Origin of the sequence: Kutzneria chonburiensis (genome assembly GCF_028622115.1) — a bacterium.
GTDB lineage: Bacteria > Actinomycetota > Actinomycetes > Mycobacteriales > Pseudonocardiaceae > Kutzneria > Kutzneria chonburiensis.
Map to the genome: position 1 here is coordinate 2,856,714 of NZ_CP097263.1, position 12,253 is coordinate 2,868,966.

The window sequence follows — 12,253 nt, forward strand, 5'->3', positions numbered from 1 at the left end:
CCGCCACCCCACCCTCCCGAGATAGCGACTCAGTTCGCTGTGCCCACGAGCGAATCGATCCGACAGGAGAGACTGACATGGACAGACGTTCCTTCCTCGGCACGGCCGCCGCGACACTGGCGGCGGTGCCGCTGGTTGGCCTGACCGGACCGGCCCTCGTCGCCGACGCCACCGGAACCACCCGTACCACCGCGGCCACTCTCGCGGCGACCGACGTGCCGGCCGGGCAGTACACCGTCGTGCACCGCTTCTGGAACGCGATGCCGACGGGCATCACCGTCTCCCGGCACGGCCGCATCTTCGCCTGCTACCCCCGCCTTGGCGACAACGTCCCCTTCACCGTCGCCGAAATCCGCGACGGGCAAGAGATCGCCTACCCCGACGCGGACGTGAACCGGCAGAACCCCGACGATCTGGCCGGGTACTTCCAGTCCGTACAGAGCGTCGTCGTGGACCCGGCCGACCGGCTGTGGATCCTGGACACCGGCAGCCCGCTGTTCGCCGGATCCTCCTACGGTGGCCCCAAACTGATCGCGGTCGACCTGCGCACCAACCGGATCGTGCGGAAGATCCTCTTTCCGTCCGATGTCGTGCCCGCCGACAGCTACGTCAACGACGTGCGCTTCGACCTGCGGCGCGGCAAGGCGGGCATGGCGTTCATCACCGACGCGGGTGGCCCGCTGGGCATCATCGTCGTCGACCTCGCCACTGGCCGGTCCTGGCGCCGGCTGGCCGGGGATCCCTCGGTGGTTCCGGACCCGAGCTTCGCTCCGGTTCTCGACGGCGTGGCCATTCCCAACGAGTTCGGCTCCGACGGCATCGCACTCGGCGCTGACGGCAGGCGCCTGTACTACTCTCCGCTGTCCAGCCGTCGCCTGGCCAGTGCGTCGCTGGACGCCCCGGCCAACCCGAATGCCACCGACGCCGAGGTGGCGGCGACGGTCAAAAACCTCGGGTTCAAGCCCATGGCGGACGGTTTGGAGGCCGATGACAAGGGCAGGCTCTACGGTGGCGACGAGGAGCACAACACCATCTGGCGCCGCAACCCGGACGGCAGCTACCAGACCATCGCCCAGGGCCCGGATCTCGTCTGGATCGACACCCTCTCCGTCGCCCCCGACCGGCACCTCTACGCCATAGTCAACCAGTTCGACCGGCAGGCCCTGTTCCGTGGCACGGACCTCCGCCGCAAGCCCTACCTCCTAATCCGCCTCCCGATCGACGCCGGACCGGTCCGGCTTGGCTGACGGCCCTGTCTCGCAGAGGGGTGTGTCGCGTTCCGGCCTTTAGACGCCCGCACGCGCCCGCCCTCGGTCGCGCTATTCGTCAGGCATGGTGATCACGGCAGTACACGAGGCATCGAGACAGCCGCACTGCACCACCCCCGGCTGCGTAATTGGGAAGCCGAGCTACTTGGCCGGTCTGGAGGACGACATCGCGGCCAACACCGGGATGGCGGCGATCTTCTCGGGCGTCAGGTGGTCCCAGATCAGGCCCACGGGCCGGCGGGACGGGCCGCAGGAGATGACCTCTGCGGGCGTGACGATCAGGTCGACGCTGAAATCGTGCTCGGTCTCCGGCAGGTCGTCATCGACGACCTGCCGGTCGTTCACGACAGTGACGATCGTGGTGTTCGACCTGATCAGCCCAGCCTCCTGACGCAGGGCGACCTCGAGGCCCGCCACGACGGCGTGTCCGACACCGTCCGGTCCGATCTCGCACCTCCGATGCGGGAACACCATGGCAATCTCACGGAGTTCACCGTCGCCGCCGGCCATTGGGCGTCGCTCGGACGCGCCAGCGAGGTCAGCGCGGTAATCGAACGCTGGCTGGCCGCGACCGGCCAGCGCTGGCCGGCATCTCGGTGGAGACCCTGCGCAAGATCGAGACCGATTGGGTGCTGACGCCCGCGTTCTTCACCGTGGCCGCCGTAGCCGAGGCGGTCGGGCTGTCGCTGGACGCGCTGCACGGTGAACTGGACGGCAGCAGACCGCTCAGCGCCTGACCACTGTCCAGCCGTCCGCATAGCCCAGTTCGAACCGGTCTGCGATGCCGAGGGCATCAAGGACGGCAAGCACCCCCGCGGCGCGAACGGCGGAGGCGGCGATGTCGGCCATGTTCAGTTCGGCCTCGACGATGGACACGGTCAGCCCGCCTGTGTCGATGCCTTCCGCGGCAGCAAGACGCAGCCCCTCGCAAATGCCGTCCTGCGCCGCGTCGACGAACTCCTGCTCCACGCCGGGCTGGACCGAGTAACGGTCGTCGGGGCGCACCGACCAGACCACTTCAGGCGGGTGCGAACCGTCCGACGTGATGACCTCGACCGCGACCTGGCCGAAGTTGCCCACCCCGTTCTTCTGCCGCTTCAGCCGGTACCGGCCGTGCGAGCTGGTTTTGCTCACGGTGCCCTCCGCGTGTGGAAATGGCCGTAGACACCGGCACGGAAGTAGTTCTCGACACCGTAGCGACCCGTCATGCGGCGCACGTGATCGTATCCGTGATTGCCGCCCGAGTTCCAGATGTCGGTGGCGGTGTCGTCGTCCATCTTGGTCAAATCGGCGGACTTGAGGCGGCCGTAGTCCTCCTCGGAGATGCGGTGTTCGAGGACGCTCACGTCGGCACCCTTGGCCTGCTGGCCCGCCAGGTACTTTTCGGCGTCCTCACGGGTTTCCCAGGTGTACAGGCCAGGCCCGAACTCAGCCCTTGCGGACCCGTGGCTGGTGCCGGTCGGCCACGGCTCGCCGCCGTTCTCGATGAGGCGACGCGCGTCGGCCTCGTCCTGCACGCTGTAGAACACCCGATAGGGCGCGAGCCCGACTGGATCCGACCACAGGAGTGGATTGCCCACATAGCTTCGTGGATTCGGCGCCGGTGCCAGGCCGAGCGGGTCGGCGCTGAGATAGCGACCGACCTCGGGGTCGTAGTGGCGGTAGAGGTTGTAGTGATGGCCCGTTTCCAGGTCGTGGTACTGGCCGGGGAACCGGATCGGACAGTAGGCGGCCTGTTGGAGTGGCGCGAGCACTGCACCCCACAGTGTGGTGTTCTGCCGCCACGCGAGATTGCCCGCCGCGTCGACCAACTCGGTCGGAGTGCCGACGATGTCGGTGACGATGGCGTAGAACCGCTCGTCGATCGAGTCCTGCTCGGCCTGGGTCACCGGCGTGGAACTGCCCGGACGGTGGTTCCAGGTCGTGCGGTGCCCGCTGGAATGGACCTGCTCGGCCAGCGTCGTGCCGTCCCATGTGAACAGCGTCTGCTCGGCCACCTGGTTGTCAGGGGTCAGGCGTAGCTTGGCGATACGGCGGCCGAGGGCGTCATAGACGTAGCGCCAGATGATCTGGTCGGGGGTGGTGACAGCGACAAGTCGATCTTCACAATTCCATAGATAGCGCCAGCTTCGGGCCTGTCCGGACAGCGTGCGCGAGTGACGGGCGATCTGGCGGCCGTGGTCGTCGTGCTCGTACCGGGTGTCTCCAGCCGCCCGCAGCAGCGTTCCGGCGGCGGTGTGTGGACGCGCCGGCTCAGTAAGGTTGCCGCTGAGGTCGTATCCGTACCGCTCCTGGCGGTCAGCGGCGGCGACACCGGTGACTCGTCCGAGAGGATCCAGCTCGAACTGCCGCACACCCGCCAACTGGTCGACGATGTTGGTGACCGCGCCGTCGTTCCGGTAGGTGTAGGCACGCCTCTGCACAAGGCGCTGCTGGTCGGCCGGGCCGGGCGCCACCAGAGCCTGGGTACGCAGGCGGTGGTTGTCGTCCCAGGTCTGGGACAGGGCTGCGACTCCGAACCGCCATCCAGTCTGTCTGCCGGCCGGGTCATAGTCGAACGCCAGTTGCTGCGCGCCCGAGGTGAGGGCTGTCGGCCTGCCGGCTGCGTCGTAGCTCCACAACGACCGCGCGCCGGCCGGAGTCACCCTGCTGACCCGGTGTCCCTGGGCGTCGAAGGTGCTGACGACGCTGCGTCCATCGGTGGCCTCCTGAACCACGCGTCCTAGTTGGTCGCGCGTGAACACGACATCCGCGTCAGCGTTGGTAGCCCGGATGAGCCTGCCGACCGCGTCGTAGGCGAACGTGGCCGTGCTGTCCTCGCTTCTGCGCGCAACGGTTCGGCCGAGGGCGTCCACTTCGAACGTGGTGGTCTGGCCGGCACCGTTGGTCTTGGCGATCAGCTGCCCTGCCGCGTCTCGGGCGTAGCCGATGGTCCGTCCGTCGAAATCGGTCTCGCTGATCAGGTTGCCGGCCGCGTCGTAGTCGTAGCGCCACACGAGACCGGCGGGGTTGGTCACGGAGACCAGCCTGAGCTCGGTGTCGTAGTTGAACACCGTGCGCGCACCAGTGGGGTCGATTTCGGCCACAGGCCGGTCGAAGCCGGCGAACTCGGTGCGCGTGACCGCGCCCGATGCGTCAACGTGCTCGACGAGGTTGCCCTCACCGTCGTACGACCAGCTTTCGACGGTGCCGTCAGGCGAGCTGCACCGGGCAAGTTTGCCGCTTGCGGTCCATTCCAGCCGCGAGACTCCGCCGACCGGATCACGCACAACGATCACCCGGCCGAACTCGTCACGCTCATAGTGGGCAACCGCGCCCAGCGGATCGGTGACGACAACCGGCAGACCCGCCTGGTTGCACTCGATGCGCGTGAGGCCGCCCAGAGGGTCGGTGACCGACGTCAGGTGGCGGGATTCGTCGTACTCATAGCGGGTGACCGCGCCTGCCGGGTCGGTCACCGCGATCACGTTGCCGACATCGTCGAAATCCCGCCGCCAGATGGCACCGTCCGGGTCGACCTGCGTCACCGGCAGGCGCAGGTGGTTGCGCTCGATGACCACCTGCGAGCCGTCGGGGCGGGTGACCCGCTGGAGGTCGCCGGCCTCGGTGTAGTCGAACCGTGTCGTCCTGCCCAACGGATCGGTGCGGGACAGCAGCCTGTCGTATCGGTCCCACTCGGAGGCGGTCCTGCCACTCGCCGGGTCGAAGACCGCCACAACCTGCGACTTCTCGTTGAGGTGATAGCGGGTGACGTGGCCGAGCGAGTCGGTCGCGGTGGTGACCAACTGCTCCCGGTCGAACTCCATCGTGCAGTTGAGCTGGCCGCCCGCACCCTCGGCGAAAACACACCGGCCGCCGCTGTCGTAGTGGTAGCGGTACCACATGTCGTTGCGGTCGACCCATTCGGTGAGCCGGCCGTCAGCGTCGTAGCTGAACCGCAGCGAGTGGCCTGCGGCGTCGATCACCTCGGTGAGCTGACGGCTCTCGTAGGCGAATCGCACGAACGGTTGGCCGGCAACCGACAACCCGGTGATCAGACCGTCCACGGTGTCGACGGCGACTCGGTAACCGCCTGAGTGTCGGATCTCGGTCAGGGTGCCACCGGTTGTGCGGTCGAAGTCGATGCGGTGCCCGGCTCGATCTGCGATCGCCACCAGAGCGCCGGACGAATCGAACAGCAGGCTCTGTCCTGCCTCGGGCTTGGTGATCGTGTAGCCGATATCGGTGCGCCGCAAGGGCCAGCGCGCACCTTCCACCGGAAGCACGTCGTCAGCGGTCGGCGTCGGGTAGACCAGCAGCACGCCGTCCGCGGCGACTAACACCGCACCGTCGGCGTCGATCTCGAGCCGCTGGTCCACCGTCGCAGCCCACGTCTGCCCGAACGAGCGGCCCACCCGGTACGACGACAAATGGGTACGCGAGAGTACGAGTGGCAAAGCGCCCGGCAGTTCAAGGTCTGTCTGTGGCAGCAGCACTTCGCCGGTCGCGAGGTCCACCGGGTCCTTGGACTTCGTCCGCTGGTTCTCACCGACCGCGTGGCCACGGGGGTCGTCGTCGACGTGCTGTCGTGCGCTGCGTCCGCCACCACCACCGCCACCGACCGGCCTCGCTCTGCTCGCGCCTCCCCCGTGCGGGTCGATGTCTCCCTTGACATCCGGGTGGTGCTTCTTGAGCAGGCTTGCGCCTTGGGCATCGGCCTCCTCATAGAGGTCCGCGCTCGTGTGGAGCCGCCTGCCAGCTTCACCGGCGACCCGGCCGCCCTCTTCGAACACCTTGCCGGTGACCTCGACGCCCTTGCCCATCGCCTTCGCGACGACGGCGCCAACGCCCGACCTGTCGCCGCTGGCGTGGGAAACCAACTGCTGGCCGGCGGATTCCAACTTCTGACCGCCTTCAGCGATCTTCCCGCCGAACTCGGACAGCTTCCCGCCGGAGCGCCGCATGTGATCGGGATGCACATGGAGTCGGCTCATGCCGCACCTACGCCGCTAGACGAGCTCGCGGATCCGACGGTCCAGCATCTCCAGCGATTCCCCATTGGCCAAGGCTGCCGCGGACAGCTGCCGGAACGCCAGCCGGTAGCCGTCGACGTCGTCCGTCGCGTCCGAATAGGCCAATCCCGTATGCCTTTCGGTGTAGACGGTGGTGAACTCCGGGGCCGCCATTCGCAGCAGCGTGAACGGCGTGCCGATACCGGAGTGCTCGCCATTGTCCAGTGGAACACCTGGAAGGTGATGTTCGGTCGGGCCGCCATCTCACACAGGTGCTCCAACTCTCGCCTCAGGACGAGCCGGCCGCCCACCGGACGCACCAGCGCCGGCTCACCGACCACCATGTGCAGGTCGGGCGCACTCGGCATGATGAGGGTCGCTGCGCCTCGACCCGCTCCCTTGCCTCCCGGCTCACTTCGAACGGTGCCGTCTTGAGCGGGCCCCGGGTATCAGACTGGGCGGCGGCCGAGATCCGGCCACTGCGTCGCCAGGGCTGGGGCCCTTGGTTGCTAGCCCGTAACCCGCGCCAACCGCCCTCCCGAACAGCCCCGCCGGCCTACTATCTGTAATGATTATCATGAGCGTATGACCTCGCTCGCTCGCGTCCCTGTGACGGTGCTGTCCCACACGTACCCGTACCGCTCGACTGTCGGGTACGTCGTCAAGGACGCGGTGGGCGGGATCCTGGTGGTCCGCGGAATCTCAACGCACGCGCCCGAAGGCGTTGGTGACGGCGATATAGGCCAGACATAACAGCACGAGTGATCATCATGCCTTGAGACGGACGTCTGCCAGACCTGGGGAGCCGGCAAGCTGACGGACCTGCTCAGTGGTGACTGAGGGTTGCAGGCGGCGCGGATGAGGTTTTCGGCAGGCGCAAGGTCGGCCGGTAACTGCTCGCCGGCGCTGTAGCCGGAGTTGGGCAGCACCCACATGTCGCGCCGACCGGCGAAGGCCTGAGCCAGCGCGCTCCGCGGATTGTGGACGGCGACCACCGCTCCCTACCTTGACGGCAGAGGGGTTCACCGACGCCGACCCGGAAGAGGATGTAGCGGTGGCAAAGCACAGAATGCCTACACCCCAGCGAAAATCGTGGCGGCAGAACCGGCTCCTCACGGCCATCTCAACACTCGTGGTCGCGATGACCATCGCCCTGCTGGCACCGGTCCTCGCCCACGCCCCGCGGTCGCTCGGCGGCGGTGCGCAAACCTGGATGTACCCACCGCCGAGCGACGGCGGGGCCACGCACGCCTTCGCGCATCCCGCCACGCCCACTATGGGTCCGGCGACCCATTCTGACGAATGCTCAATATTAAGGTCGACACCGAATCGCGGACTTGTGTTGGCCTGGGAGCATCCGCAGATCTGCTCGTGCCGGACGGAGCCGTAGACTTCCCTTTCAGGTCAAGGCTTTCCCAGCGCTCTTCGGTCTGACCGCAGCGCCCACACGACGAGTGCCAATGCCACCACCATGTGGCCCGACGTGATGATCCCGGGCTTCGAGCTCAACGGATACTGGAAGGTGATCGGCGGCACGGCCAGCAGCGTCACGACCACGACCACCAGGACTCCGGCGGATGCGGGCACCAAGCGATAGCCGGCGATCACGCCCAACCCACACGCCAGCAGGCAGGAGGCGGCAAGCATCAGCACTACGAGCTCGACGCCCGCGAGCACTTTGAGGTCGTGGTATAGCGGCACGTCGGCCGCCAGCCGGCTGGCCGCGCCGAACAGGACGAACGCGGCCAGCAGGAGACATACGCCGACGTATGGCCGCGGCCGCATGGAGCGCACGTCGACCTGGCTGACGGACACCTCCCGCATCGCCCGCACGGAGGCTCGCCTGGCCACCAGGGCGAAGAGAACGGCCCAGACGGACCATGCCGCGAACGCGGTCAGGACGCCCCACAACAGTGGAAGCCGGCCGAGGCCGACTTCGACGACGATCGCGACGAGGCTCACCGTCGCAACCACGCCGTTCAGTCGCCGACGCCGGTCGAATCGGGCCAGGTTCACTGCTCGGCTGCCCTCGGCACGGTCCACCCATCCGGACAGGGACTCCTCGTCGACCGCCCTCGACATGCCGAGCAGATCCAACGCCAGCAGTCGCGAGGTGATGCTCCGCGCGCCGAATCCCCGCACGTGGTCCCACAACGGAATGCCGACCTCGGGCACGGTGATCGGTTGCGAGTTCGGACTGGCGAACGAGCCGAGGCGGCCGACGCTGTCGCTGGGGCTGCTGTAGTTGCGCCAGACGAGCTTCCGGCCCACCAAGGGCAAGGGCGACAACGCGGCCAGCAGCTCGTCGCGCAGCAGATATCCGACAATGAACATCAAGAACGCGCTGTTCAGCACCGATCCCCACCCCCCGAGGTCCGTCAGCTGGCCCCACATTGCCGACACCGTGGCGTTGGCGCCGTTCGCGACAGCGGTGGCATAGCCGTCGGCCGGCATGCCTTGCGGGTCACCGACCATGGCCAAGGGCGCGCCGGTGTTCCAGCCCAACACGGACGCGGCGCCGACCATGCCCAACACCATCTTGGTGAACAGCACGAGCAACGGCTCCAACCGGCCCACGACCCCCACAGCGACCAGCAGGACGATGAACGACGGGAGGATCAGCTTGCGGCTTCGCCCCGAGCTGGCCAGCACGTGCATCGGACGCAGTCCGGAGCCCACGGTGAGCAGCACCTGGACGTCTCGCAGCCGTCGACCGCGCTCGCTGTCGGCCAGCAGCCGGTACACGAGGTAGCCGCCCATCGAGTGCGCGATCACGCACACGCGTGGGCACCGCTTCTGCAGCCACTCCAGGTCGTCCGCGATCGCGTCGATCAGGGTGTCCCGGTGCTGGGCCGAGCCGGCGATGGCCGCGACCTGCGCCACCAGGTGACCTCCCGGCCGCAGCAACGTGACGGCGAAACCCGAAATCGCCAGGAGCAGCAGGCCACCGGTGATTAGCGGCGAAGCGATCAGGAAGGCGAGCACCGTGGCCGTGAGGAGCACGGCGAGGCCCATCCGCCAGAGGATCCGCAAGAGCGGCCCGATCACCGTGCGCTTGCCTTGCCCCGCAAGCAAATACAACGCGCGCCGCGGCCAGGACAGCCCGACCGGCATCGGCGCCGCCATCTGCTGGAGCATGGGCCGGTCCCGCATGTCCGGGGCGATCATGATGGTCAGGATCACCACCAGCCTCGCCGCCAGCCACCCCAGCATCCGCAGCCACGGCACGAGCCGCCAGTGCTCCCCCGCCTTCAGCCGGTAGAAGGCATCCCGCCACTCCGTCGGCCGGAACACGTACTCCGCACGCGCTGTGCCGGAGCCCACCGTCACCCGGCGGACCGCATGCCCGCCGTCCTCCTCATCGAGCCGGTCCGCCACCGCCTCCGGGCCGAGGTGGCGCCGCCACTCGCCGACGATGCCGTCGGTCTTGGTCGCCACCACCGTCTTCAGTGAGCCCGCGTCCGGCCGGTACGCGCCAATCCCTGGCACCACCAGCACACCGACACGTCCGCGGGCGCGGCTCGACCTCAGCGTGGCCGAGTCCTGAGCGGCACCCGTGCCAGTCCCCTGGCGCGCCCCGCCGGCCCGCCGCATCTTCCTTGCTGACAACGATGTCAATCCCCCTGCCTCGTGCCGCGATGAGGCCAGCCCCATCGGCCGAACCGGACGGTAACACCGTGCAGAACCAACGCGAGCCCACTGAGCGGGGACAAGACGGCCAGATACCACCAGTTCGAGCGATTTCTCGCAGAGGAACTGGACGCTTCACCGGAAACGCGACACCACAAGGCAGCGGTGCCTGGCGGAGCTAGTGCCCGCAGCCGGCCACGCTCACGCGACCCTGGCAATGACGGAGGCCGCGGTCCCCAGCACGTAGACCACCGTGGTGTAGGTGATCAACTGATACTCCCGCCACCGCTTGCGGACCGTCACGAAGAAGCCGAGTGCGATCACCGCGGCGATGATGCTGTACACGAGGCCGACCAGCACGATGTCGAACCCGCGTAGGCCAGCATCGTCAACGAGTAGATGACCGCGTTCACGCCGAGCACGGCCAACTCTCGGCCGGCGAAAGCGGTCCGCGGGCGGCCGCGCTCAATGAGCAGCAAGGTGACGGTCACCAGCAACGCGCCGACGAAGAAGCCGATGTTGCCGGTGTAGTACGAGTTGAAGAACAAACCCCCGCAGAGGTTGCCGGAGGCGTTGTCGCAATAGGTGTTGTACGTGAACGGGGCAACCTCGTGCACACCATTGCCGGTGGCATAGAAGTAGGCGCCGATCACGAACGCCACCAGCATCCACAGCCGGGGCGACCGAGCCGACACCTCCCACAGCTACAGGGCGGTGATCACCACGGTGAGCAGGATGAGCACGCTCATCTGCACGACCTCGTGCAGGCGCAGGAAGTCGTGCGGGGGTAGGAGCAGGCGGACGGTGAACGACACCCGTTCCAACGTGACAAGGACAACAGCAATTGAGGTGGTGGTAAACAGCCAATTTAGTCTGTTGATTCGCGATGTTCGCCGACTCGATCAGCACCCGACTCGTTGTTACGCTCGTTCGAACGCAGTGATCGACACGAACGGCCGGCGCTTTCACCAACCCAGGACCCTGCTGGATTCAATGCGCCGGTTGTGGACGCTTCCGCTCGACAGGCACGGCCAGGAACGGGCTGGCGTGTCGGTTCCCCGGCACACCAGCCCGGCCACCGCGCTCACACCCGGGCCGTCGCTGAAGCACCGGCCACCACGTCCGAGCACCTACCCGGACGACCGTCGCCGCCCACGGAGCCTCCCATAGACATGCCGCACACTTCTCCCGCACAGCGGACCCCGCTCACCCCGGACCAGCGCAACGCCTTCCTGGCCGCGCTGCTCGGCTGGATGATGGACGCCTTCGACTACTTCATCGTGATCTTCGTGTACGCCGACATCGCGGCCGAGTTCCGCGTGTCGCTGACCCAGATGGCTTTCGTCACCGCGGCCACGCTGCTCATGCGCCCGGTGGGCGCGCTGCTGTTCGGTCTGTGGGCCGACCGCGTCGGACGGCGCGTCCCGGTTCTGGTGGACGTCGCCTTCTACTCGATCGTCGGCTTCCTGTGCGCGTTCGCGCCGAACTTCACCGTGCTGTTCATCCTGCGCCTGCTCTACGGCATCGGCATGGGCGGCGAGTGGGGCCTCGGCGCCGCCCTGGCCATGGAGAAGATTCCCGCCCAGCGCTGCGGATTCTTCTCCGGCATCCTCCAGCAGGGATACGCCCTCGGCTACCTGCTCGCCTCCGTGGCCACGCTGCTGGTCGTCAACCTCGGCGGCCTCGGCTGGCGCTGGCTGTTCGCGCTGAGCATCCTGCCGGCCTTCGTCAGCCTGCTGATCCGCAGCCGGCTCAGCGAGTCCGAGGTGTGGGCGGACACCCGTGAGCACATGCGCGCCACCAACACCTCGGTCAAGTCCGTGCTGATGAACAAGGCCGTGCTGCGCCGGTTCTCCTATCTAGTCGTGCTGATGACCGCCTTCTGCTGGCTCAGCCACGGACCGCAGGACATCTACCCGACCTTCCTCAAGTCCACCGACCACGGCGGTACTGGACTCTCCGCGAGCACGACGACCACCATCGCGATCATCTTCAACTTCGGGGCCCTGATCGGCGGCTTCGTCTTCGGCAGCCTGTCCCCAACGCTACGGCCGCCGCTACACCGCCGCGTTCTGCGCGGCGCTGGGCCTGCCCGTGCTGCCGATCTTCGCCTACTCCACCACGGCCGGCATGGTCTGCCTCGGCGCGTTCCTCATGCAGATCGTCATCCAGGGCACCTGGTCGATCATCCCGGCCCACCTGACCGAGATGTCCCCGCCGTCCATCCGCGGCCTCTACCCCGGCGTCACCTACCAGCTCGGTAACTGCCTGGCCGCCTTCAACCTGCCCATCCAGGAGACGCCGTCCACCGCCTACGGCTACCCGTTCGCACTGGTTTCCACGATGGTGCCGGTGTTCATCTCG

Annotated in this window: 9 protein-coding genes and 1 pseudogene; 3 read left to right on the forward strand and 7 right to left on the reverse strand. The window is 67.6% G+C overall.

Annotated features, from left to right (window positions below):
• The first annotated feature begins 77 nt into the window (after positions 1–77).
• Positions 78–1,247 (forward strand): L-dopachrome tautomerase-related protein, encoded by a 1,170-nt coding sequence (locus M3Q35_RS13170; RefSeq protein ID WP_273942010.1) that lies wholly within the window; start codon positions 78–80, stop codon positions 1,245–1,247.
• 162 nt (positions 1,248–1,409) lie between these two features.
• On the opposite strand, the gene M3Q35_RS13175 is transcribed toward M3Q35_RS13170, so the two are convergent.
• Complete coding sequence (locus tag M3Q35_RS13175) at positions 1,410–1,778, reverse strand: hypothetical protein (protein WP_273942012.1); 369 nt, start codon at positions 1,776–1,778, stop codon at positions 1,410–1,412.
• Between M3Q35_RS13175 and M3Q35_RS13180 the strand changes: the two genes are divergently transcribed.
• Positions 1,778–2,005, forward strand: coding sequence for a transcriptional regulator (locus M3Q35_RS13180; RefSeq protein WP_273942013.1), 228 nt, complete (start codon positions 1,778–1,780; stop codon positions 2,003–2,005). The two genes, M3Q35_RS13175 and M3Q35_RS13180, sit on opposite strands and share 1 nt — an antisense overlap.
• Here the strand turns inward: M3Q35_RS13180 and M3Q35_RS13185 are convergent.
• The 6 genes and pseudogenes from M3Q35_RS13185 to M3Q35_RS13210 form a co-directional block, all read right to left on the reverse strand.
• Positions 1,995–2,402, reverse strand: a complete 408-nt coding sequence (locus M3Q35_RS13185) for a hypothetical protein (protein WP_273942014.1) — start codon at positions 2,400–2,402, stop codon at positions 1,995–1,997. The genes M3Q35_RS13180 and M3Q35_RS13185 overlap by 11 nt on opposite strands.
• A complete protein-coding gene (locus M3Q35_RS13190) occupies positions 2,399–6,241 on the reverse strand; it encodes a DUF6531 domain-containing protein (RefSeq protein WP_273942015.1) in 3,843 nt (1,280 codons plus the stop codon). Before M3Q35_RS13190 ends, M3Q35_RS13185 begins: the two co-directional genes overlap by 4 nt.
• 15 nt (positions 6,242–6,256) lie before the next feature.
• Positions 6,257–6,627, reverse strand: a pseudogene (locus tag M3Q35_RS48850) (Scr1 family TA system antitoxin-like transcriptional regulator).
• A gap of 1,036 nt (positions 6,628–7,663) precedes the next feature.
• The gene (locus M3Q35_RS13200) at positions 7,664–9,751 is read right to left on the reverse strand and encodes a hypothetical protein (RefSeq protein ID WP_273942016.1); all 2,088 of its coding nucleotides are present in this window, start codon (positions 9,749–9,751) and stop codon (positions 7,664–7,666) included.
• A 339-nt stretch (positions 9,752–10,090) separates the two neighbouring features.
• Positions 10,091–10,213, reverse strand: a complete 123-nt coding sequence (locus M3Q35_RS13205; protein ID WP_273942017.1) for a hypothetical protein — start codon at positions 10,211–10,213, stop codon at positions 10,091–10,093.
• Positions 10,210–10,551: a hypothetical protein gene (locus M3Q35_RS13210; RefSeq protein WP_273942018.1), complete on the reverse strand. Its 342-nt coding sequence runs from the start codon at positions 10,549–10,551 to the stop codon at positions 10,210–10,212. The genes M3Q35_RS13205 and M3Q35_RS13210 overlap by 4 nt, the downstream gene beginning before the upstream one ends.
• Positions 10,552–11,061: 510 nt before the next feature.
• Between M3Q35_RS13210 and M3Q35_RS13215 the strand changes: the two genes are divergently transcribed.
• Positions 11,062–12,153, forward strand: coding sequence for an MFS transporter (locus M3Q35_RS13215; RefSeq protein WP_337960579.1), 1,092 nt, complete (start codon positions 11,062–11,064; stop codon positions 12,151–12,153).
• The last annotated feature ends 100 nt before the right edge of the window (positions 12,154–12,253 follow it).

Excerpts from the sequence above, each read along its gene's own strand:
- M3Q35_RS13170 (WP_273942010.1), top strand. The coding sequence starts at position 78 with ATGGACAGACGTTCCTTCCTCGGCACGGCCGCCGCGACACTGGCGGCG.
- M3Q35_RS13175 (WP_273942012.1), bottom strand. The coding sequence starts at position 1,778 with ATGGCCGGCGGCGACGGTGAACTCCGTGAGATTGCCATGGTGTTCCCG.
- M3Q35_RS13190 (WP_273942015.1), bottom strand. The coding sequence starts at position 6,241 with ATGAGCCGACTCCATGTGCATCCCGATCACATGCGGCGCTCCGGCGGG.
- M3Q35_RS13215 (WP_337960579.1), top strand. The coding sequence starts at position 11,062 with ATGCCGCACACTTCTCCCGCACAGCGGACCCCGCTCACCCCGGACCAG.